This is a genomic window from Thioclava sp. ISO4 (assembly GCF_058105145.1).
Genome location: NZ_CM176571.1, coordinates 1553686 through 1576361, shown reverse-complemented (window position 1 = coordinate 1576361; position 22676 = coordinate 1553686). Strand labels below are relative to the sequence as shown.

Sequence of the window (22676 nt, the reverse complement as noted above, 5' to 3'; positions counted from 1 at the left end):
TTTACGCCAAGAGGAAGTCAGGCGGCCTTTTCGAGTTGCGACGCGGCGGCATCGAGGCGGGTCACGGCCTCGGCCAGATCGGCCTCGGAAATGTTCAGCGCGGGCAGAAGGCGCAGCACATTGTCGGCAGCCGGCACGGTCAGCAGGTGCTGGTCATAGGCGGCGCCGACGAGATCGGTCGGCGCGCGTTTGCATTTGAGCCCGAGCATCAGACCGGTGCCGCGCACGCTCTCGAACGTGTCGGGATGCGCCGCGATCAGCCCTTCGAGCTTCTGACGCAGAAAGCCCGCGCGCGCATTCACCTGATCGAGGAAGGCGGGCTCGGAGACGATCTCCATCACCTTGGCGCCCACCGCGCAGCCCAACGGGTTGCCGCCATAGGTCGAGCCATGCGTGCCCGCGACCATGCCAGAGGCGGCCTCCTCAGTCGCCAGCACCGCGCCCAGCGGAAAGCCCCCGCCGATGCCCTTCGCGACCATCATGATATCGGGCGTGATGCCCGCCCATTCATGCGCGAAGAGCCGTCCCGAGCGGCCCACGCCGCATTGCACCTCGTCGAAGATCAGGAGCGCGCCGGTCTCGTCGCAGAGATCGCGCAGCCCCTTCAGGCATTGATCGGGCACCGGGCGGATGCCGCCCTCGCCCTGGATCGGCTCGATCAGGATGGCGGCGGTCTTGTCGGTGACGGCGGCCTTGAGCGCCTCGTGATCGCCCCAGGGAAGCTGGGTGAAACCGGGCAGCAGCGGGCCGAAGCCTTTCACCATCTTTTCCGAGTTCGGCGTCGCCGAGATCGCACCGGTGGAGCGGCCGTGGAAGGCGCCCTCGAAGGTGATGATCTCCACCCGGTCCTCGCCTTTCGAGGACCAGTATTTCCGCGCCATCTTGATCGCGAGTTCAGCGGCCTCGGTGCCGGAATTGGTGAAGAAGACGGTATCGGCGAAGGTTTTCTCGACCAGCGCATCGGCCAGCGCCTGCTGCTGCGGGATCTGGTAGAGGTTCGAGACATGCCACAGCTTGCTCGCCTGCTCGGTCAGCGCCTCGACCAGTTCGGGCGCGGCATGACCCAGCGCGTTCACCGCGATCCCCGCGCCCATGTCGAGATATCGGGTCCCGTCCGCCGTCTCCAGCCAGGAGCCCTCGCCCTTCACGAAGGCGAGCGGTGCGCGATTATAGGTCGGCAAAACGGAGGGGATCATCGGGTCAAACTCCAGTAAGAGAAGGCAAATGCGTGCAACAGTCCCGGGGGTCTGTCAACATTCAGGGGCCTAAGGTCAGCGATTTGGGATAGGGTGTGGCGGCATGCCACGGCAGATCGGACGTCAGGCGCTTCAGCGGCGACGTCGGGGACGGGCGATATATGCGGTCCGAGCGATCATGATTTGCGCTTACGCCGGGGCAGTGCGGAAGTAAAGAGGGTTTAGCCAAGCGTCACGTCGAGGAACATCATCAGGATCAGCCCGAAGAGAAGCCCGGCGGTCGCACGGTTCTGATGCCCGTTGCGGTGGGTTTCGGGCAGAATCTCGTGGCTGATGATGTAGAGCATGGCGCCCGCCGCGAAGGTCAGCCCCCATGGCAGCAGCGCGCCGGAGACCGACACCGCTGCCGCGCCGACCAGCGCGCCCACGGGTTCGACCGCCCCGGTCATCGCGGTGACGAAGAAGGCCTTGCGGCGAGTGTAGCCCTGCCCGATCAGCGCGACGGCCACGGCCAGCCCCTCGGGAATGTCCTGCAGCGAGATGCCGGTCATCACCGAGAAGCCGTTCTCGTTGCCCGCGCCGAAAGCCACGCCGATTGAGAGGCCTTCGGGGAAGTTGTGGATCGTGATCGCGATCACGAAGAGCCAGATCCGCGCCAGTTGCGCCGCATCGGCCCCTTCGCGCCCGGTGGTGAAGTGCTCGTGCGGCAGGGTCGCGTTCAGCCAGGCCACGAAGCTCGCGCCGATGGCGATGCCGATTGCGGCGATGGCGGCGGCGACCCAGACCGAGCCGAACATGGTCTCGGCCACGTCGATACCCGGCAGGATCAGCGAGAAATACGAGGCCGAGAGCATCACGCCCGCCGCGAAGCCCAGCATCGTGTCGGCGGTGCGCTGGCTCATGGAGCGCCCGAGCAGCGCCGGGATCGCCCCGGCAGCCGTTGCGACGCCCGCCACCATGCCGCCCATCAGGCCGAGCCAAATCTCGTTCACGCCGCTCTCCTTTTCGTGTTCGCTTGGCGAGATGGGAACGGATCGCGCATGATTGCAAGCCTTGCGATGGGTGATTGCGCAAATTTCGAGGGATTGGTAAGGAAACTTAACCACGGAGAGAGGAACACCCATGCCCGTCATCACCTCCATCGCCGATCTGAAACGTCTCCATAAGCGCCGCACGCCGAAGATGTTCTACGATTACGCGGAGAGCGGCTCGTACACCGAGCAGACCTTCCGCGATAACACCGAGGATTTCGCGCAGATCCGGCTCAACCAGAGGATCGCGCGGGACATGACGGGGCGCACGACGACATCGACGATGCTGGGTCAGGAGGTCGCGATGCCGGTGGCGCTCGCGCCGGTCGGGCTGACGGGGATGCAGCGCGCCGATGGCGAGATCAAGGCGGCGAAGGCGGCGGAGAAATTCGGCGTGCCCTACACGCTGTCGACCATGTCGATCTGCTCGATCGAGGACGTGGCCGAGAATGTCAGCCAGCCCTTCTGGTTCCAGATCTACACGCTGACCGATGACGACTATAACAAGCGCGTGCTGGAGCGGGCGCGGGCAGCAGGCTGTTCGGCGCTGGTGATCACGGTCGATCTGCAATTGCTGGGCCAGCGGCACAAGGATCTGAAGAACGGCCTCACCGCGCCGCCGAAATTCACCCCCGCCGTGCTGGCGGATCTGGCGACGAAATGGCGCTGGGGCATCGAGATGCTGCAGACCAAGCGACGCTTCTTCGGCAATATCGTGGGCCATGTGGACAGCGCCGCCGACCCGGCCTCGCTGTCGTCCTGGACTGCGGAGAAGTTCGACCAGTCGCTGAATTGGGACCGGATCAAGCAGCTCATGGATATGTGGGGCGGCAAGGTGATCCTGAAGGGGATCCTCAGCGAGGAAGACGCCGAGATGGCCGCCGCGACCGGGGCCGATGCCATCGTGGTCTCGAACCATGGCGGGCGTCAGCTGGACGGGGCGCTCAGCTCGATCCGGATGCTGCCGAAGATCGTCAACGCGGTCGGCGACAAGACCGAGGTCTGGCTGGATTCCGGCATCCGCTCGGGTCAGGACGTGCTCAAGGCGCTGGCGCTTGGCGCGAAGGGCGTGATGATCGGGCGCGCCTATGTCTACGGTCTGGGCGCGATGGGCGAGCCGGGCGTGACGAAGGCGCTGGAGGTCATCCAGAAGGAGCTCGACACGTCGATGGCGCTTTGTGGCGAGCGCCGTATCGAGGATCTGGGCCGGGACGATCTGCTGATCCCCAACGGCTTCTTCGACACCTATTCCTGAGGGCTTAGGCGCTTCTCGAAGAACCGGTCGGGATAGGGATCGTCGTTGAAGCGGTCGATCTCGTCCCAGCCGAAGCGGTGATACATGGCGACGGCCTCGGGCAGTGCGGAATTCGTATCGAGCCGCAGATGCAGCTGGCCCAACTCGCGCGCCGACGCCTCGATCGCCTCCATCAGCTGCCGCGCCAGCCCGAGGCCGCGCGCGGCGGGCGCGATCCAGACGCGCTTCACCTCGGCATAGTCCGCACCGCCCTTCAGCGCCGCACAGCCCACCGGCACCCCGTCGGACAATGCGAGCAGGAAAGTGCCACGGGGCGGGCGCATATCGTCGGCCTCGGGGTCTTTCGACAGGTTCACATCGAAGCCGCCTTCGAACCGAGCGGCAAGCTCCGCGTAATACTGCGCAAGGCAGTCCCGCGCCCGCGGATCGAGCGGATCGCAGGGCACGATCTCGATCTCGGCGCGGGTCAGCGCCGTCGCGATCAGGTCCATCGCCGCCAAGAGCGCGCTCTGGTCGGGATGGCGCGACAGGATATCCGCCGCCTGCGCATCGGAGAGCCGTTCGTATTCCGCGAATTCCGCCTGCCCCGCCTCGGTCAGGCGCGCGATGCGGCGCCGCCCGTCTTCGGGATCGTCCTCCACGACCACCAGCCCTTCGCTTTCCAGCCCGCGCAGCAGACGGCTCATCAGCCCGGAATCGAGCGCCAGCGCCTGACGCAGCTTCGCGACATCGCCTTGCCCGCGCCCGATCGCATTGAGCACCCGCGCAGAGCCCAGCGGCCGCCCGCGATCGAGGAAGGAGGAATTCAGCGCGCCCACCTGCCGGGTGACGGCCCGGTTGAACCGGCGTATATGTGCGATAGCGTCCATGGGAATACCTGACCTGAGTCCGAAATAGTTTCTGACATTAGTCAGATATCCTTCTATAGCAACCCGGATTCCACCGCACCGTCGGTTTCCCCTTGCCAACTCGGCCAATCCCGAGTATCCGCGCGGCTTCATGGGCCCGACACCCTTGGAGGCGGCCCATCACTTTGACAAATTGGAGACCAGTTATGGCAAAAGAGATCGAAACGATCGAAGCCGTGGCGCGTACGGGGACGGGCAAGGGGGCCGCTCGGCAAGCGCGTCGTGAGGGCCTCGTGCCCGGTATCGTCTACGGCGACGGCAAGGACCCGGTTGCAATCAACCTCGACTACAACCGCCTGATCACCCGCCTGCGCAAAGGCCGCTTCATGTCCACCCTCTTCAACCTGAAGATGGAAGGTCAGGAAGATGTCCGCGTGATCTGCCGCGGCGTTCAGAAAGACGTCGTCAAGGACCTGCCGACCCACGTCGACTTCATGCGCACCCACCGCAACTCGCGCATCTCGCTCTTCGTGCATGTCGAGTTCATCAACCACGAGAAGGCGCCCGGCCTGAAGCGCGGCGGCACCCTCGTCGCAGTGCGTCCGGAAGTCGAACTCAACGTTCTCGCCGGTGATATCCCCGAGCAGATCGTGGTCGACCTCGAAGGCAAGCAGATCGGCGACACCATCCACATCTCCGACGTGGACCTGCCGAAAGGCGCCAAGCCGACCATCGACCGTGACTTCGTGATCGCGAACGTCGCGCCCCCGAAAGGCTTCGGTGGCGGTTCCTCCGACGAGGACGAAGGCGAAGAAGCCAGCGAAGAAGCAACCGAAGAATAATCCTTCTTCCGATGAGATTTTCGAGACGGGGCCTTTCGGGGCCCCGTTTTTCTTTGCGCAGAGCCGTGCATCCGGGATGCGCGGCAAACCGCACGCGGGGCCTGCTCACATTTATGTGAACAAAAATTTCCTCGCCTTTTTCTCAAAACGCGATAGCCTCTAAGTTAATACAACCTTAAGGCTAGTCACATGCTGGAGCTTATCGCACTCGTTCTTGCAGCATTCGTGGTGCTACCGCCTAGAATGCTCAGCGCAATTGGTCGCGCCGTTTACGCCGTGCTGCGTCCGGTCCTGCGCCCGTTCTGCCATTTCGCGTCGAGACGACTCCCGCGCAACGGGTACGAAGAAATTGCGAAATGCAATATCGACGAGACCAGCGAGCGCCTCTTCGATGAATTCGCCCTGCCCGACGCGCAAGAGCGCCCGATCGTCTTAGGCGAGTCGGGACGCCCGACTTATGTCGAATACCGCGCGGCTTAAGCGCGACGACCCCCTTTCCCCTGCGCGCCCGCTCACATATCCCTCGGTGAGCAGAGCCTCGACACCGGCGTTCGAAAGGGGAAACGCATGCAGCTTTGGGTGGGCCTGGGCAATCCGGGCGCGAAATACGCAAACAACCGTCACAATATCGGCTTCATGGCGCTCGACCGGATCGCCGAGGATCACGGCTTCGCCCCGTGGCGCGGCAAATTTCAGGGTCAGGTGAGTGAGGGCCGTTTCGGCTCGACCCGCGTTGTGCTGCTGAAACCCGAGACCTTCATGAACCTGTCCGGCCAATCCGTGCGCGCGGCTGCCGATTTCTACAAGGTCGATGTCTCCGACATCACCGTCTTCCATGACGAGCTGGACCTCGCCCCCGGAAAGTGCCGCCTCAAGCAGGGCGGCGGTCATGCGGGGCATAACGGGCTGCGCTCGATCCATCAGCATATGAGCCCCGACTATGCGCGGGTGCGGCTGGGGATCGGCCATCCGGGGCACAAGGACCGCGTGGCGGGCTACGTGCTCAACGATTTCCCGAAGGCGGAGCAGGAGATGCTCGACGACCTGCTGCGCGGGATCTCGGACGGGGCGCCTGCGCTGGCGGCGGGCGACGGGTCGAAATTCCTCAATGCGGTGAGCCTGCGGGTCGCGCCGCCGCGCTCTTCGACCGGGACCAAGGCACCCGCGAAAGCCGACGCCCCCGCCCCGCAAGACACCCCGCAGCCTGCGCCGCAAAAGAAAGAGGCCACGGAAACCCGCAGCCCCTTCGACAAGCTCAAGGATCACTTCCGTAAGTGATCACCAGCTGCCGGTGTTCTCCATGCTCGACCACGGCTCCTGGATCGGCAGCGGCTCGCCCATCTGCAGCAGCTCGATCGAGATATTGTCGGGCGAGCGCACGAAGGCCATGTGACCGTCGCGCGGCGGGCGGTTGATCGTCACGCCATTGTCCATCAGGTGCTGGCACATCTCGTAGATATTCTCGACGCGGTAGGCGAGGTGGCCGAAATGGCGGCTGTCCGAGGGCAGCCCGCTATCGCCGTCCCAGTTCCAGGTCAGCTCCACATCCGCCGTGCCGTCGTCCTGCTCGGGCGGGCACATGAAGACCAGCGTGAAGCGGCCCTTGTCGTTTTCGATGCGGCGGCGTTCCTTGAGACCCAGAAGCTCGTAGAAGGCTTTCGATTTCTCGAGGTCGAGCACGCGGACCATCGTGTGCAGATATTCGATTTTCATGAACGGGCTTCCTTGGAACTGATTGCGGTTAACCGGAGGATAGCCCTTGAGGCGTCAGCGGCAAGCACCCCGGCTTATCCACAGGATATGGCGGTTCCTAGATCGGGCCGAGGTAGATATAGTGGAGGTCGATTCGAGACATCCGGAGGACATCATGGCGCTCACCCCCGAACAGAAAGCCGAGATCGACGCACAGCGCGCCGAGACGCAAATGACCGCGCGGGCGGTCTCGCCGGGGATGGAGAAGCGGCTCTATACCGCCCATGAAGTGCTCGATCACGGGCTGGTCCGGGTCATCGACTATATGGGCGAAGATGCCGCGATCTGTCAGGCCGCGCGCGTCTCCTATGGCCGCGGCACGAAGGCGGTGAGCAACGATACCGGGCTGATCCGCTACCTGATGCGGCACTGGCACTCGACCCCGTTCGAGATGTGCGAGGTCAAGTTCCACGTCAAGCTTCCGGTCTTCGTCGCGCGCCAGTGGATCCGCCACCGCACCGCGAACGTGAACGAATACTCCGCGCGCTACTCGATCCTCGACCGCGAGTTCTACATCCCCGCGCCCGACAAGCTGGCAGCGCAATCGACGCAGAACAATCAGGGCCGCGGTCAGGTGCTCGAAGGTGCCGAGGCCGCCCGCGTGCTCGACATCCTGCGCGACGACGCGATGCGCGCCTATGACCATTACGAGGACATGCTGACGCCCGACGAGGACGCGGGCAAACAGGGCCTCGCGCGGGAACTGGCGCGGATGAACCTGCCCACCAATATCTACACGCAATGGTATTGGAAGGTGGACCTGCACAACCTCTTCCACTTCCTGCGCCTGCGCGCCGACAGCCACGCGCAATACGAGATCCGCGTCTATGCCGAGACCATGTGCGACATCGTCAAGGACTGGGTCCCCGCGGCCTATTCGGCCTTCGAGGATTATAGGTTGGGCGGGGTGAACCTGTCGGGCAAGGCGGTGGAGCTGCTGAAGCGCCGTCTGGCGGGCGAGGAGATCACGCAGGAGACCTCTGGCATGAGCAAAGGCGAGTGGCGGGAGTTTTGTGAGGTTTGGGGGTGAAAATTTACACCATGTGGGAACAAGGCTTCAATGCAGCGCCCTCGATGGTAAAACGAATACACGACATCTGGGTCGCGCAAGAAGGCGAAGGAAAAATTTGCTTCGTTTCCGGAGAAGAGACCAACGATCTACTTTCAGATAGAGGAGTGGACCCAAAGCCGCTCACGGTGCAAATGCGAGCAGATCTCATGCGCCTGGCGCTTCTGAAACGCAACGGCGGTACGTGGATCGATGCGACTCTCCTTCCCTCATCACCACTAAACCATTGGCTGAATGAAAAGCGCGAACCTGCTGGTTTTTTTGCGCACAGCAACCCCAAAATAGATCGCATTGTCGACGTCTGGTTTCTCAGCGCTCTGCCCGGAAACACATTAGTCGGCGCTTGGCATGATGCTCTTTTCGAGTATTTTCAGACACCAAGGCTACCCTACAAGCAAGCACCGAAATGGGATCGCCTAAAGCGAGAAATCCGTATCGCACTCGCACCGGCCTCGTTCGCCAGTGACGCCGTCGCTCGGAAGGCCAAATATTTTCCTTATCACATCATTGCCTATACGCTCGACAATCTCTTGCGTCACAACAAGGCTCTCGCGGCCCAATGGGATAAGATGCCAAAGATCACAGGCGCGCTTGCGGTCGAATTGAAGAGTGAGTGTTTTAAGACGCACGGCAAACTCGATCCAGAGACGCTACAGCGGTTGTTTCACGGATTTCCCCTTCATAAACTCAACTGGCGCGCTGAGCATGCGTTCGACGAGGCTATCGCTCTTGCCGAAAAGAACGTGGGAATAGTGGGGTAGCCTCACCCATGACACAACGCTTCCACGCCCCCCAAGACCACGACTACCCCACCGCCCTCGCGGAGCTGCGCCAAGGGAGCAAGACCAGCCATTGGATCTGGTGGATCTTCCCGCAACTGGCCTCGCTCGGGCGCTCTCCGCGCGCGCGGGAGTATGGGATCGCGGATCTGGCCGAGGCGCAGGCCTATCTCGCCGATCCGGTGCTGCGGGCGCGGCTGGTTGAGGCCTCCGAGGCCGTGCTCGCCCATGCGGGCACGCCCATCGAGGAGATCATGGGGCCGGTCGATGCGCTGAAGCTGCGCTCCTGCGCGACGCTCTTCGAGGCCGCAGCAAAGGAAAAGGGGCCGGTGTTCACCCGGCTCCTTGAGACGTTTTATGAGGGCGAGCGCTGCCCGCTGACGCTGGACGCCTTAGCCCGGTGACATCCCGCGCAGGCGCTCGGAGCGGCGGCGCAGCAGCTCGACCGTGGTCAGAAGCGCAATCGACACGAAGACGAGGATCGTGGCCACCGCAAGGATCGCGGGGCTGATCTGCTCGCGGATACCGTTCCACATCTGGCGCGGGATCGTCTGCTGGTCATAGCCTGCCACGAAGAGCACCACGACGACTTCGTCGAAGGAGGTCACGAAGGCGAACAGCGCGCCCGAGACCACGCCCGGCAGGATCAGCGGCATCACGATCTTGAAGAAGGTCGTGCGCGGATCGGCCCCGAGGTTCTGCGCCGCGCGGGTCAGCGAGTGATCGAAGCCCACCAGCGTCGCGGTCACGGTGATGATCACGAAGGGAATGCCCAAGGTCGCGTGGGCCATGATGATGCCCGGATAGGAATGCGCCAGCCCGGTCTTCGAGTAGAAGAAGAACAGCCCCGTCGCGGTGATGATGATCGGCACGATCATCGGCGAGATCAGCACCGCCATGATGGCGCGGCGGAACGGCATCTCGGGGCGCGACAGGCCGAGGGCGGCCAGCGTGCCCAGTACCGTCGCGAGGATCGTCGAGAAGAAGCCGATGATCACCGAGTTCTTCGCCACGTCGATCCAGGTCGAATGCTGCCAGGCATCCATCCACCACGACCAGCCACGCTCCACCTGCGGCTCCTGCATCCCGAAGGTCAGCAGCAGGTCATACCAGCGCATGGAATAGCCGGAGGGGTCGAAGGAGAGCATCTTCTCGGTGAAGGTGAAATAGGGCTCCGCGTTGAAGGACAGCGGAATGATCACCACGATCGGCGCGATCAGGAAGAAGAAGATCAGGCCACAGATCACGAGATAGGCGTAGTGCCAGGTTCTCTCGAGCGGGCTTGCATATGCGGGAACGGCCATCTGTGTTTCTCCTCAGCCCAGCTTCATGTTGTCGATGCCCACCAGCCGGTCATAGAGCCAGTAGAGGATGATGACGCCGCCCAGCAGCATCGAGGCCAATGCCGCAGCAAGCGACCAGTTGAGCGATTTCTGCATGTGGAAGGCGATCATGTTCGAGATCAGCTGACCGTCTGCACCACCGACAAGGGCGGGGGTGATGTAGTAGCCGACCGAGAGGATGAACACCAAGAGCGCCCCTGCCCCGATCCCCGGCAGCGTCTGCGGCAGGTAGATGCGGCGGAAGGCGGTCCACGAGGTCGCGCCAAGGCTGCGCGCTGCGCGGACATAGCTCGGCGGGATGGTCCGCATCACCGAATAGAGCGGCAGCACCATGAAGGGCAGCAGGATATGTGTCATCGCCACGATCGTGCCGGTCTGGTTATACATCATCTCCAGCCGGTTATCGTTGCCGATCAGACCCGACCAGACGAGCAGATCGTTGATCACACCCTGCTGCTGCAACAGCACCATCCACGAGGTCGTCCGCACCAGCAGCGAGGTCCAGAAGGGCAGCAGCACGAAGATCATCAGAAGGTTCGATTTCGCCAGTGGCAGCGAGGCCAGCAGATGCGCGATCGGGAAGGCGAGGAACATGCAGAGCACGGTAATCACCAGCGACAGGATCGCGGTGCGGATGAACAGCTTGCCGTAGATCGCGCGCTGCGGATCGACGGGCACGATATTGTTGTCCTTGTCGCGGGTGTGGTCGGTCGCGGCGAGGTAGAAATCCACCGTGTAGGGGCTCGACGCCGAGCGCATCGCACGCCACAGGTTCGGGTCGCTCCACCCCTCGTTCACGCCGAGGATCGACTCTTTCCACGGCGGCTCGAGACGTTCGATCTTGCGTGCGGTCGAGGTGAACAGCGAGCGCGTGCCCGCCACGTCATAGTTGATCCGGGTGCCCGCCTCGCCCTGCGTGCGGTTTTCCTTCATCTGCTTGAGGTCCGAGGCGAGCGCGGTATAGGCGCTCTCATCGATCGGCGAGCCCAGAGGGTGTTCGTTGAACCATTGCCCCAGCGCCGGCGCGTTCTTCGAGAACCCGTCATTATAGACCGATTGCAGCAGCATCTGCCCGATCGGAACGACGAAGGTAATCAGAACGAAGAGGAAAAGCGGCGCGACCAGAAGGAAGGCGCGGCGTTTTGCGCGGAGTTGAGATTTCGCGAGGGCGGCCTTCAGCGGCAGCCCGTCGGCGGTCTTCAACTGTGTTGGTTCGGGGCCGTTCAGGCTCGCATCCATCGTTGCGTCGCTCATCGTGTCTCCTTGGCCCCTCAGGGCAGCGGGGCGAGCTGCGCGCGCAAATTCGCGGCTTGCTCGGCGGGAATATCGGGCAGCATCACCCGCGTCGTATAGTTGCCGTGAAGCTTGCCATCGCGGCGAAAGCTCCAGTCGGAAATCTGGTTCGGCGCGAAGGTAATCTCGTCTCCGGCATGCGCTTTGAAATGCACGGGCTCGTTCATCAACGTGCCGGTGATTTTCTGCGCGGAGATCGAAATCGGCGCGATCCAGATATGTTCGAGGCCATTGGCGGGCGTCTCGATCCCCGCCTTGAGCATGAATTGCGAGCCAGACCGGGCGCGCACCGCAGGAATGAAGACGCTTTCATAGGTCGCGCGGGCTTGGCCGATCGCCGTGTTCATCTTCGTATCGCCGGTCTCGTAGCCGACGACCGCATCGTCTTGCGCCTGAGCGTGCAAGGCAGCGGGCAACGACAGGCAAAGACCGATGCACAAACAGGCCAGTGACGACCGGAAAGCTGACATCCGCGGGGCTCCTGACATCGAACAGGTCGAGCCGCGCGACATGGAAATGCCGCGCGGCCCTTGTGGCTTTAGCCAGCGAGCCAAGCGTTGAAGCGCTCGCTCAGTTCGGTGTCGTGGTCAGCCCAGAACTCCGAGTCGTTGACCAGGGCGTTCTTCATGTTGTTTTCCGCGGTGGGCATATGCGGACCCATCTCGGTTTTGCCGTCCTGATACATACCGACCATCGGAGCCGAGGACTTACGTGCCGGACCGTAGGAGATCCACTTCGCCTGGTTGGCGAGCTGCTGGGTCTCGGTCGCGAACTTCAGATATTTCTTCGCGGCTTCCATATGGGGCGCGCCCTTCGGGATCACGAAGAAGTCGAAGTCCATCAGCTGACCGTCCCAGACGATCTTGAAGGGCTGACCCTCGGCGACTTCGGCGTTGAAGATACGGCCGTTATAGGCGGTCGACATCACGACTTCCCCATCGGCGAGGAGCTGCGGCGGCTGCGCACCGGCATCCCACCAAACGACGTCGCCCTTGATCTTGTCGAGCTCGGCGAAGGCCTTGTCGACGCCCTCGGGGGTGCCGAGTACTTTATAGACGTCCGCAGCCGGAACGCCTGCGCCCATCAGCGCGAATTCCAGCGTGCCCTTGGCCGACTTACGCAGACCGCGCTTGCCCGGGTACTTCGCGGTGTCGAAGAAATCGGCGATCGAGGTCGGCTCACCGTCAACTTTGTCCGAATTATAGGACATCACGGTCGACCACACGATGTTCGCCACACCGCAATCGGTGAAGGAGCCATTGATGAAGTCTTCGCTCGCCGGGGTGCCGTCGGGCGACGCGGCCAGATCGGTGTCGGGGTTGATCGGCTCGAGCAGACCTTCGTCGCACAGACGGATCGCGTCGGATTTCTCAACATCGGCCACGTCGACCGACACGTTGTTCGCCTCGACCTGTGCCTTGATCGGGGTCGCCGGGTTGTCGGCGGCTTCCATGTTCACGTCGATGCCGGTCGCTTCCGCGAAGGGCTTGTTATAGGCTTCGACCTGGCTTTTCTCGTAAGCGCCGCCCCAGGAAAGGACAGTGACTTCCTCGGCCTGCGCCGCACCGGCCACGAGGCCGACGAGCGCGGTGCTCAGGATCATTGCTTTTTTCATCTTGGTCTTACTCCCAGTTGGTTGAGCTTTTGTGGTTTCGCGACGTTTTCGCCGCTTGGCCGCTTTTTGCGGCAGTTCGGAGCGTGCGGAGCTTGGGCCGCACGTTCCGCATTCTTTAGAGATCGAGCGCGCGTGCGTCTTGCGGGTGCCAGCCGATCTTGACCGTCTGGCCTTCCGTCAGTCGCACCTGATCGAGCGTATTGCGCGATTTCATGACGAATTCCGGCGACCCGGCAACCTTCATACGGGTGCGCAGGATGTCCCCCATATAGATCACTTCGAGCACGTCGGCGTTGATCGTATGGGCGCCCGAAGGCATCATCTCGGGCTTGAATTCGACCCGCTCGGGACGGATGGAGACCAGCGTCTCCTGCCCCGCCTCGCGGATGTTCACCGCCGTCGCGTCGATGATCTCGCCGGTTTCCAGACGCACCGTGCAGGTGTCGCCATTCAGCGTCTCGACCCGGCCCGGAAGCTTGTTGTTCTCGCCGATGAACTGCGCGACGAAGCTGTTCTGCGGACGTTCATAAAGCTCGTCCGGCGGCGCGAGTTGCTGAATGCGGCCGTCGTTGAACACGGCCACGCGGTCCGACATGGTCAGCGCCTCACCCTGATCGTGGGTCACATAGACCACGGTGATCCCGAGGCTTTCGTGCAGGTGCTTGATCTCGAACTGCATATGTTCGCGAAGCTGTTTGTCGAGCGCGCCGAGCGGTTCGTCCATCAGGACCAGCTCGGGGTCGAAGACCAGCGCGCGGGCCAGTGCGATCCGCTGTTGCTGACCGCCCGAAAGCTGCGCCGGACGGCGATGGATGAAGCTCCCCATCTGCACCATGTCCAGTGCGCGCTTTACCTTGGTTTCGCGTTCATCCTTGCCCATGCCCCGCACTTCGAGCGGGAAGGCGAGGTTCTCGCCCACGGTCATATGTGGAAAGAGTGCATAGTTCTGGAACACCATCCCGATGCCGCGCTTGTGCGGAGGCACCATGTTGATGTTCTGGCCGTCGAGGCGGATCTCACCGTTGGTGGCGGTTTCGAAACCTGCAAGCATCATCAGGCAGGTGGTTTTCCCTGAACCGGACGGTCCGAGCATCGTCAGAAACTCGCCCTTACCGATCGAGAGATTGAGATCCTTCACGACGAGCGTTTCGCCGTCATAGCTCTTCTGCACGCGGTCGAATACGACGAATCCATCGTCGCTAGCTGCGTTGTTCAAAGCGGGCTCCCCGTTGTTTTTTGTCGTTGGTCAATTCCCGTGCATGTGACTAAAGCAAGGGCATTTGCGTTTTTCAACCCGGAAATCAAAAACCCACGTCACCGCCCCATCACAGCACCATTTCGCCTGAAAAATTGCCGTTTTCCGTCACTTGTCGCGCAAGGAGCGACCACGACTTGCATTTGAGGCGATCAAGTTGCCGTGACGTCAGCACCGACCGGACGCGCGGACCGTAGATCGCCTCGGGTGACGCGCCGAGAAAATGGACCTTCGCCAAGGCGGGATGGGCGTGCAGCAGATCGGTCAGATCTGAGGGGGTCAGCGCGCGCAGCGCCTGCGGTCCGGGCCAGAAACTTTCGACCCAGGCGCCCTCGGCATTGACCAACGCATGACGCGGCAGCAGCAGGTGGTGATAGGTCACCTCCCGGCAGCCCCGCATCACCCGCGCCCCGCCCCATCCCGTTGCCGCTAAGTGGCGCGCGCGCGAGGGCGCCTCGCCCCTCCGGCACCCAGACGCAATGTTGCCCGGAGAGGACCAGCGCCTCGCGATTGCCGAAGGCGCCGGGCCGCAGTCGCACCGGGCAAAGCCGCAGATCGGCGGACAGCGCCGCCGCGCCAAACCGGCGACGCGCATGCCACAGCACCGGCTGCGGCGCATCATCCAGCGTCGTGACCAGATCGCCCGGTTTCAGGGTTTCGACCCGGCGCGGCCCGCGCGGCGTCGCAAGCCGCGTGCCTTCGGTGAAACAGGGGATGCCCATCGCGTAGAGCTGCGGCGCCCCTGCCACCTGCGCGGGCGCGATACCGGTCAGCGTCAGACTCTCACCATTGGGAAAGCTGAGGACCGCATTGCCCGCGCCATCGTCGCTGACCGCGACATCCCAGGCATTGACCGGATTGCCGCTACCGTCGGTCAGGTCAGAGACATCGAGCTGATCGAGTGTGAAGCCCGTCCCGTCATCCGTCAGATCGAAATCGGTGACGATGTCCTGCCCGTCGCCATCGCCAAAGCTGAGCGTATCGGCGCTAAGCCCGGTTGTGATCGTGTCGCCCCCCGCGCCGCCATCGATCACATCGCTGCCCGCGCCCGCATCGAGCGTGTCGCCCTGTGCCGAGCCGGTCAGCGTATCGGCGCCGTCGCCCGCCCCGATCGAGACGGCATTCGCGGCGGCAGAGGCGTCGAAGCTCTCCGCATCGGCGGAGCCGCGAACCTCCTCGACCTCCCAGAAATAGGTGACGGTCGTGCCGCCGTCATAGCTGATCGCGCCCGTCTCCCAGCCGGTCCAGGTGACGGTGGCCCCGCCCGGACCTAGCTCGATCACGTCCCAATCGGTGCCGCCTTCACCGCCGAAGATCGTCTCGGCCCCGTCCCCGGCATAAAGCAGGAAGGTATCGGCGTCGTCGCCGCCATGCAGCTCGTCAGCCCCTGCGCCGCCGGTGAGCGTATCGCTGCCGCCCACGCCCTGTAGCGTATCGTCGCCCGCCCCGCCCGAGATCAGGTCGTCGCCGCCCAGCGCCCAGATCGTGTCGTTGCCGTCGCCGCCCGAAAGCGTGTCCGCGCCCGATCCGCCGGTGATCGTGTCGGCGCCGCCACCACCGTCTATCGAGACGCCGCTGGCGTCATTGGTGGCGTCGATCACGTCGCCCTGCTGCGACCCGACGACCCCTTCGATTTCACTGAAGCTCGCCGTGTTTCCGCCTGCGCTGGCCGTGCCGCTCTCTGATCCGGAGAAGGTGACGGCCACGCCGCTTGCCGTGTAATAGGTGAAGTTGAGCAAGTCGAAATCGCTGCCCGTGGTGACCGTCTCGCCACCGAAGACCGTATCGCTGCCCCAGCCGTCGCTCAGGTAGAACGTATCGGCATCGGCATCGCCGTAGATAAGATCACTGCCCCACTCGCCCGTGAGGTGATCGGCCCCGTCCCCGCCCGAGAGCGTATCATCCCCTGAGCCGCCGAAGATCGTATCGGCGCCAGCTTCGCCCAGAAGCGAGTCATTGCCATCATCGCCGTAAAGCGCGTCACTCCCCGCGCCCCCAAGGACCGTATCGTCCCCGGCCTCGCCATGGAGCACGTCGTCATCGGCCCCGCCAAGGACGGAATCCGCACCGCCCCCGGCCCAGATCGTATCGCTCCCGGCCCCGCCGTCGAGCGTGTCATCATAGTCGAAGGAGGTGCCCGGGACGTCATCGATAAGATCGTTGCCATCGCCACCATAGACCAGATCGCCCTCTGCCTGCGTGCTGCCGCCGGCGCCGTAGTTAATCGTGTCGTCGCCCGAGCCACCATCGATCGTGTCGGCCCCGGCCCCGCCGTCTATCAGATCGCTCGACGCGCCCCCTTGAAGCGAGTCATCCAGACTGCCGCCCTGAATCGCGTTGGCGTCGTCGGGGTCGTAGGTTGCGTTGAAGAGCTCGGTATAGGCCGGACCGGTCGAGACGTCGCTGACGGATGTGACCTCATAGGTGACACCGGGCTGCAACGGTTGATCGGCAACCTCGCCGACGATCGTTCCGCCGATCTCGAGAATATAGACGGTGATCGTCGTGCCGTCCGGGGCGAGCAACGTGAACGCGGTCTCGATATAGCCCTGCCCGGAGGCGATAGGCGTGCCAGCGGCATCGGTCACCGAGATCGTTTGCGTGCCGTCGTTGCCGACCTCGTTGTTGAAATTGTCGCCCGAGAGGTTCGCGTCATCGTCGGTGAAGGTGAAGATGCGCCCGCTGGTATCGACGTCCCAGCTCGGGTCGATCATGAGACGGCTGCCGGTGACGACGGTCGATCCGCCACCCTCGATCAGGAAATCCGACCTGAAATACCCATGAAAGACGTAACTCGCCATCGCTCGGTCGCCCGATCAGCCCCCAATACGGCTTCACCCAGGGGCGATCATCGCGCGCATCTCCCAAGGCAGGGTTAACGCACGCGCGAGAGTTCACGCGATTTGAGATAAATCTGTAGGAGTTCAGCCCGGCGCGACCGCGGTGTCGGGCTGCCAAGGTGCGAGGCCGGACGCTGCCGCTGAACTCTGACCTGCACTGGAAACCGTCAAAGCATGGGACGCGCAGACTCGCGCGCGCATCTACGCTGCGACGTGAGATTCTCGATCTGGGGGAATACCCGCCTCGGGTCTGTCAGATTTCTCTTCAGGAGAGAAATGGTGCGGTCGAGAAGACTCGAACTTCCACGGGAGTTACCCCACAGCGACCTCAACGCTGCGCGTCTACCAATTCCGCCACGACCGCACTGTCTAGGCTTGGTGTGGCGCGTATTAGCCAAAGGCTTGGGGGATGAAAAGGGGGTATTTCGGGATTGGCGAGAATTTTTCGCATTCGCGCTCTTGCCGTTGCGACAGGCCGGGCGGTCCCGGCCTGCGCGAGCGATAGATTATTGAGGTGCCGCGGTTTCCACGAGCTCCGCCGCCTTCGCCGCAAAGCTCGGCAGCGCCATCGCGGGCTTCGGCGCGGTGGCGGCGTCGGCGCGACCGTTCATCATCAGGGCCGCCTTGCGGATCAGACCGCTGCGCTCGGGCTGCGCGGGCGCGAAGACCGGCTGCGCCGAAAGCGCGTTCTCATACCAGCCCATCGCGAGATCGGCGCGCTCGGCCGTGCCGATTCCCTGCATCAGGTGATGGCCGACCAATTCGTCATAGGCACCCTCGCCCAGACCGCCCAGAACCAACGCCGAGCCCAGCGCCACATTCATGTCGTCGGTGCGGTAGCCGACCGACAGGCAGACCTTCGCGGTACCCGATAGCTGCGCCGGGCTCATCCCCGAGCCGTCGATGAAGCTTTTCACCTTGGCAAGCGTCGCCTCGCGCGGAGTGGTGCCAACGGCGGCTACCTGCTCGGAGAGAAGCGCGCCGAAATCGCGGCATTGCGCGGCGATCTGCTCGGGCGTGAAGCCCCCGATATTGGCTTCCAGCTCCGCGCCCTCGTCCAGCGCATAGCCGCGTGCGAGGCAGAACTGCTCGCCCAGGGCCTGCCCCGGATCGGTCAGCGAGGACTCGGTGGCGAAGCCGCCATTGGACGAGGTGACGAGGCTGGTCTTGGCGCAGAAAGACGCAAGCGACACCGGCACCGGTTCCGTAACCGGCGCGGGCGCCACGAAGGACGGCATCGCGGGCGCCGGCAGCGAGGCCATCTGCGTCGCGAAGGACGGCGCGGCTGGCGCCGGAGCAGGCGCTGCAGCCGTCACCGGCGCGTTGCTCTGGGCACCCGTATCGGTCTTCTGGCACGCCCCCGCCTGACAGGTGAACATCGCAGGCGTCGCGTTATAGGCTTGGAAGTCGTTGCGCGAGAAACCACTCGGCGTCGAGGCGAAGACCCGCACTGCGCAGCTCTTGTCGTTGCACCAGAAGCCCGGCCCCAGAACCGACGTGTCGAGCAGATAATCGGTGCGCCCGTCATTATTGAGATCGGCCAGCTGCACGAAGCCAGACCGCGCCATCAGCTGCTGCGGCTCCACGTTGGAGCTGCGCGCGATCTCGAACACGGCCTCGGAGATTTGCGGCGGCAAGCCACCGATCGAGTTGCCCGCATAGGCGTCACTCCCCGTGCCCAGCATCTGATCGCGCGTCTGCATCAGCAGCCCGCGCATCCCCTGCGGATGGGTCGAGATCGTCTGCGTAACCGCAGCACCACCCAAGCTCGCCTTCTGATAGGATGTGGTCAGGATGGTGCGCTGAATATCGGTCAGCTCACCCGTGATCGGGAAATCCATGAAGGCCTGATATTGCGAGATGCCCGCGCGCGAGTTGCGCCCCAGCACCCCGTCCGGCGTGCCGACATTCCAGCCGAAGTGGTTGAGCGAGACCTGCACTTCGCGATTGGCCTCGCGCTGCGCCGACGACATGGTCGGCTTCTTGTAATAGGTGCGCTTGGTGACCGTGCGCGGCTGGCGGTTGGCCTCGTTCACGATCGCGCCGCCGATGATCCCTCCGATCACCCCGCCCACGATATCCGAGCCGCCCGCCAGCGCCGGCCCTGCCGGTCCACCCGTAGCGACGGCGAGCGCGAGACCCGCCAGAACGAACTTGTGTTTCATCCCTGAACCCTCCAATCAAATAACTTCCGGTCTTGCCTGTTGCCCCGCAAATTCCATGTTTCTGCACGACAGGACCGGTCGGAATGGGACCGGCGCGGGGGGTGCGCGACCTTACCAATAGGTCAAGTTTGTGCCCCGAATCGGTGATGTGGCAAGGAATATTGACGCTGGGTAAGGTTTTCCGGCGGGTGAGGTTAAAAATGGTCGAATGGCGCGTAAGTGACAGCCCGGTCCCCTATCATGAGGCGCTGGCCTTTATGGAGGACCGCGTGGCCAAGATCGCCGCGGGCGAGGCCGAGGAGATGATCTGGCTTCTCGAACATCCGCCGCTCTACACGGCCGGAACCTCGGCGAAGCGCGAGGATCTCGTCGATCCCGACCGTTTTCCCGTCTTCGAGGCCGGGCGCGGCGGTCAATACACCTATCACGGCCCCGGCCAGCGCGTCGCCTATGTGATGCTCGATCTGAACAAGCGCGGGCGCGACGTGCGCTGCTTCGTGCGCCAGCTCGAGGACTGGGTGATCGCCGCGCTCGACGAGTTCAACGTGAAGGGCGAGATTCGCGACGGTCGCGTCGGCGTCTGGGTCCAGCGCCCCGACAAACCGACAGCGGCGGATGGTAGCCTGCGCGAGGACAAGATCGCCGCGATCGGGGTCAAGCTGCGCAAATGGGTCAGCTTCCACGGCATCTCGATCAACGTGGAGCCCGATCTGTCGCATTTCGAGGGAATCGTCCCGTGCGGGATTCGCGATCACGGGGTGACGAGCCTCGTCGATCTCGGCCTGCCGGTCGAAATGGCGGATCTCGACCTGGCGCTACGTGCGACATTCTGTCGCATTTTTGTGAGTAAACTAAATGCGACCTCAGAAGTTTAGTGGACACATAGGTAATCATGCATGTTAGAACGCCCTTCAAGGCAGCGTGACTGCCCTGTGAAAGCCGGGTCGGGAGGGCCCGAGCTTCGTCTCAAAATGAACAAGGAAGACGCGATGAAACTCAGCCTTATTGCCATGATCACCGCCGTCACCGTTGCGAGCCCCGCGCTTGCGCAGGACGTCGAGAAAGGCAAAAACGAATTCAAGCGGTGCAAGGCCTGTCACTCGATCGTCGCCCCCGATGGCACTGCGATCTACAAAGGCGGCAAGGTCGGCCCGAACCTCTACAACGTCATCGGCCGCAAGGTCGCATCCGTGGATGGCTATAAATACAAGGACGGGATCAAGGAATACGCCGAGACCGGTGCCGTCTGGACCGAAGAGCTGCTCGCCGAATACATCACCGATCCGTCGAAGTTCCTCGAGGAGCAGACCGGCGATCCCAAGGCGAAATCGGGCATGGCCTACAAACAGCGCAAGGACCAGGCAGACATCGCCGCTTACCTCGGTTCGGCAGAAGTGTCGCCCGACGCGCCCGCGTCCTGATCGCGACATAAACGCATCACGCGTTCGTTGGCGGACCCTTTTCGGGGGTCCGCTTTTTTGTGCCAGCGTCGCGGATTCGCAACGCCCGCGCGGCGCCACCCCGACGCTCGCACAGCCTGCCAAGGGCGCGAGATCACGTATCACTCACGCCTGACAGAGCTGCGACATTTTTTCACGGCTGCGTGTGCAGAATTCTTGCCCTGCCATCGAAATATTCATAACCTCCGTTCATTCAGGCCCAAAGGGACGGGAGACCCGGGTCTGACGGGAGAAATGGGAGATCACTATGGCGGACGCAGCCGTTCACGGCGAGGGCGCACATGACTCGCGCGGGTTCTTTACCCGTTGGTTCATGTCGACCAATCACAAGGATATCGGGATCTTGTATCTCTTCACCGCAGGCGCGGTGGGGCTGATCTCGGTCCTGTTCACAGTTTACATGCGCCTCGAGCTGATGGAGCCGGGCGTGCAATACATGTGCGCCGAGGGCGCGCGCTTCATCGCTTCGGCCGAGGAATGCACCCCCGACGGGCACCTCTGGAACGTGATGATCACCTATCACGGCGTGCTGATGATGTTCTTCGTCGTCATTCCGGCGCTGTTCGGAGGCTTCGGCAACTACTTCATGCCGCTCCAGATCGGCGCGCCGGACATGGCCTTCCCGCGGATGAACAACCTCAGCTACTGGCTCTATGTCGCGGGCACCTCGCTCGGGATCGCCTCGCTGCTCGCCCCCGGTGGTGGTGGCGGCACAGGCTCGGGCGTGGGCTGGGTGCTCTACCCGCCCTTGTCCGTGAACGAGGGCGGCTATTCGATGGATCTCGCGATCTTCGCCGTGCACGTCTCGGGCGCCAGCTCGATCCTCGGCGCGATCAACATGATCACGACCTTCCTCAACATGCGCACGCCGGGCATGACGCTGCACAAAGTGCCGCTGTTTGCCTGGTCGATCTTCGTGACTTCCTGGCTGATCCTTCTGTCGCTGCCGGTTCTGGCGGGCGCGATCACGATGCTGCTGATGGACCGTAACTTCGGCACCACCTTCTTCGATCCGTCGGGTGGCGGCGATCCGATCCTCTACCAGCACATTCTGTGGTTCTTCGGACACCCCGAGGTCTACATCATCATCCTGCCGGGCTTCGGCATCATCAGCCACGTCATCGCGACCTTCTCGAAAAAGCCGGTCTTCGGCTACCTGCCGATGGTCTATGCAATGGTGGCGATCGGCGTGCTGGGCTTCGTCGTCTGGGCGCACCACATGTATACGGTGGGCCTGTCGCTGACCCAGCAGAGCTACTTCATGGTGGCGACAATGGTGATCGCGGTGCCAACGGGCGTGAAGGTGTTCAGCTGGATCGCGACGATGTGGGGCGGCTCGATCGAGTTCAAGACGCCGATGCTCTGGGCGATCGGCTTCCTGTTCCTGTTCACCATCGGCGGCGTGACCGGCGTGGTGCTGTCGCAGGCGCCGCTCGACCGGGTCTATCACGACACCTATTACGTCGTGGCGCACTTCCACTATGTGATGTCGCTGGGGGCGGTGTTTGCCATCTTCGCGGGCGTCTACTTCTGGATCGGCAAGATGTCGGGCCGCCAATACCCGGAATGGGCCGGTAAGCTGCACTTCTGGATGATGTTCATCGGGTCGAACCTGATCTTCTTCCCGCAGCACTTCCTGGGCCGTCAGGGCATGCCGCGCCGCTACATCGACTATCCGGAGGCCTTCGCCACCTGGAACTACATCAGCTCGATCGGTGCGTTCATCTCGTTCGCCAGCTTCGTGTTCTTCATCGGCATCGTGTTCTACACCCTCTTCAAGGGCAAGCGCGTCACCGAGAACAACTACTGGAACGAGTATGCCGACACGCTGGAGTGGACCCTGCCCTCCCCGCCGCCGGAGCACACTTTCGAGGAGCTCCCGAAGCGCGAGGATTGGGATCACGCCCACGCGCACTAGTGATCTAGATCTCCT

At 63.2% G+C, this 22676-nt stretch carries 21 protein-coding genes, 1 tRNA gene and 1 pseudogene; 10 read left to right on the top strand and 13 right to left on the bottom strand.

The window, feature by feature from the left end:
• Positions 1 to 17 precede the first annotated feature (17 nt).
• Positions 18 to 1196, bottom strand: a complete 1179-nt coding sequence (locus AC2TZ7_RS07945) for an aspartate aminotransferase family protein (RefSeq protein WP_489866508.1) — start codon at positions 1194 to 1196, stop codon at positions 18 to 20.
• 221 nt (positions 1197 to 1417) lie between these two features.
• On the bottom strand, positions 1418 to 2164 hold the full coding sequence (locus tag AC2TZ7_RS07940) for a ZIP family metal transporter (protein ID WP_489866796.1): 747 nt from the start codon (positions 2162 to 2164) through the stop codon (positions 1418 to 1420).
• A gap of 154 nt (positions 2165 to 2318) precedes the next feature.
• On the opposite strand from AC2TZ7_RS07940, the gene AC2TZ7_RS07935 reads away from it, so the two are divergent.
• Positions 2319 to 3482, top strand: a complete 1164-nt coding sequence (locus AC2TZ7_RS07935) for an alpha-hydroxy acid oxidase (RefSeq protein WP_098410276.1) — start codon at positions 2319 to 2321, stop codon at positions 3480 to 3482.
• Here the strand turns inward: AC2TZ7_RS07935 and AC2TZ7_RS07930 are convergent.
• Entirely contained in the window at positions 3473 to 4351 is an 879-nt protein-coding gene (locus AC2TZ7_RS07930; protein WP_489866507.1) for a bifunctional helix-turn-helix transcriptional regulator/GNAT family N-acetyltransferase, read from the bottom strand. The two genes, AC2TZ7_RS07935 and AC2TZ7_RS07930, sit on opposite strands and share 10 nt — an antisense overlap.
• A gap of 185 nt (positions 4352 to 4536) precedes the next feature.
• On the opposite strand from AC2TZ7_RS07930, the gene AC2TZ7_RS07925 reads away from it, so the two are divergent.
• The 3 genes from AC2TZ7_RS07925 to pth all read left to right on the top strand — a co-directional run bounded on the left by AC2TZ7_RS07925 (position 4537) and on the right by pth (position 6450).
• Positions 4537 to 5172, top strand: coding sequence for a 50S ribosomal protein L25/general stress protein Ctc (locus tag AC2TZ7_RS07925; protein WP_098410274.1), 636 nt, complete (start codon positions 4537 to 4539; stop codon positions 5170 to 5172).
• A 189-nt stretch (positions 5173 to 5361) separates the two neighbouring features.
• The gene (locus tag AC2TZ7_RS07920; protein ID WP_489866506.1) at positions 5362 to 5652 is read left to right on the top strand and encodes a hypothetical protein; all 291 of its coding nucleotides are present in this window, start codon (positions 5362 to 5364) and stop codon (positions 5650 to 5652) included.
• An 87-nt stretch (positions 5653 to 5739) separates the two neighbouring features.
• Entirely contained in the window at positions 5740 to 6450 is a 711-nt protein-coding gene (pth, locus tag AC2TZ7_RS07915; protein ID WP_489866505.1) for an aminoacyl-tRNA hydrolase, read from the top strand.
• On the opposite strand, the gene AC2TZ7_RS07910 is transcribed toward pth, so the two are convergent.
• Entirely contained in the window at positions 6451 to 6885 is a 435-nt protein-coding gene (locus tag AC2TZ7_RS07910) for a VOC family protein (protein ID WP_078519753.1), read from the bottom strand.
• A gap of 154 nt (positions 6886 to 7039) precedes the next feature.
• Between AC2TZ7_RS07910 and thyX the strand changes: the two genes are divergently transcribed.
• Genes thyX through AC2TZ7_RS07895 form a run of 3 tightly spaced genes read left to right on the top strand, consistent with a single transcriptional unit; the run spans position 7040 to position 9176 of the window.
• A complete protein-coding gene (thyX, locus tag AC2TZ7_RS07905) occupies positions 7040 to 7954 on the top strand; it encodes an FAD-dependent thymidylate synthase (RefSeq protein ID WP_489866504.1) in 915 nt (304 codons plus the stop codon).
• Complete coding sequence (locus tag AC2TZ7_RS07900) at positions 7951 to 8754, top strand: capsular polysaccharide synthesis protein (protein WP_489866503.1); 804 nt, start codon at positions 7951 to 7953, stop codon at positions 8752 to 8754. The genes thyX and AC2TZ7_RS07900 overlap by 4 nt, the downstream gene beginning before the upstream one ends.
• An 8-nt stretch (positions 8755 to 8762) precedes the next feature.
• Positions 8763 to 9176 carry a DUF1810 domain-containing protein gene (locus tag AC2TZ7_RS07895; RefSeq protein WP_489866502.1) on the top strand — a complete coding sequence of 138 codons (414 nt, stop codon included), beginning with the start codon at positions 8763 to 8765 and terminating at the stop codon, positions 9174 to 9176.
• Here the strand turns inward: AC2TZ7_RS07895 and AC2TZ7_RS07890 are convergent.
• The 9 genes and pseudogenes from AC2TZ7_RS07890 to AC2TZ7_RS07850 form a co-directional block, all read right to left on the bottom strand.
• On the bottom strand, positions 9165 to 10076 hold the full coding sequence (locus AC2TZ7_RS07890) for an ABC transporter permease (protein ID WP_078539814.1): 912 nt from the start codon (positions 10074 to 10076) through the stop codon (positions 9165 to 9167). The two genes, AC2TZ7_RS07895 and AC2TZ7_RS07890, sit on opposite strands and share 12 nt — an antisense overlap.
• A gap of 12 nt (positions 10077 to 10088) precedes the next feature.
• Entirely contained in the window at positions 10089 to 11369 is a 1281-nt protein-coding gene (locus tag AC2TZ7_RS07885; RefSeq protein ID WP_078519758.1) for an ABC transporter permease, read from the bottom strand.
• Positions 11370 to 11386: 17 nt separating this feature from the next.
• On the bottom strand, positions 11387 to 11878 hold the full coding sequence (locus AC2TZ7_RS07880) for a YegJ family protein (RefSeq protein WP_489866501.1): 492 nt from the start codon (positions 11876 to 11878) through the stop codon (positions 11387 to 11389).
• Positions 11879 to 11946: 68 nt separating this feature from the next.
• Positions 11947 to 13023, bottom strand: coding sequence for an ABC transporter substrate-binding protein (locus AC2TZ7_RS07875; RefSeq protein ID WP_489866500.1), 1077 nt, complete (start codon positions 13021 to 13023; stop codon positions 11947 to 11949).
• Between the two features lie 115 nt (positions 13024 to 13138).
• Positions 13139 to 14239 (bottom strand): ABC transporter ATP-binding protein, encoded by a 1101-nt coding sequence (locus tag AC2TZ7_RS07870; RefSeq protein WP_078519761.1) that lies wholly within the window; start codon positions 14237 to 14239, stop codon positions 13139 to 13141.
• Between the two features lie 109 nt (positions 14240 to 14348).
• On the bottom strand, positions 14349 to 14678 hold the full coding sequence (locus tag AC2TZ7_RS07865) for a Hint domain-containing protein (RefSeq protein WP_489866499.1): 330 nt from the start codon (positions 14676 to 14678) through the stop codon (positions 14349 to 14351).
• Positions 14679 to 14748: 70 nt separating this feature from the next.
• Positions 14749 to 16992, bottom strand: a pseudogene (locus AC2TZ7_RS07860) (Hint domain-containing protein); the annotation flags it as partial.
• A gap of 403 nt (positions 16993 to 17395) precedes the next feature.
• Positions 17396 to 17482, bottom strand: a tRNA-Leu gene (locus AC2TZ7_RS07855).
• Positions 17483 to 17624: 142 nt separating this feature from the next.
• Complete coding sequence (locus tag AC2TZ7_RS07850; RefSeq protein ID WP_489866498.1) at positions 17625 to 19283, bottom strand: peptidoglycan-binding domain-containing protein; 1659 nt, start codon at positions 19281 to 19283, stop codon at positions 17625 to 17627.
• Positions 19284 to 19429: 146 nt separating this feature from the next.
• On the opposite strand from AC2TZ7_RS07850, the gene lipB reads away from it, so the two are divergent.
• From lipB to ctaD, 3 genes are all read left to right on the top strand, one after another.
• The gene (gene lipB, locus AC2TZ7_RS07845) at positions 19430 to 20158 is read left to right on the top strand and encodes a lipoyl(octanoyl) transferase LipB (protein WP_489866497.1); all 729 of its coding nucleotides are present in this window, start codon (positions 19430 to 19432) and stop codon (positions 20156 to 20158) included.
• A 114-nt stretch (positions 20159 to 20272) separates the two neighbouring features.
• Positions 20273 to 20704 (top strand): c-type cytochrome, encoded by a 432-nt coding sequence (locus AC2TZ7_RS07840; protein ID WP_078599890.1) that lies wholly within the window; start codon positions 20273 to 20275, stop codon positions 20702 to 20704.
• A 286-nt stretch (positions 20705 to 20990) separates the two neighbouring features.
• Entirely contained in the window at positions 20991 to 22661 is a 1671-nt protein-coding gene (ctaD, locus tag AC2TZ7_RS07835) for a cytochrome c oxidase subunit I (RefSeq protein WP_098410264.1), read from the top strand.
• The last annotated feature ends 15 nt before the right edge of the window (positions 22662 to 22676 follow it).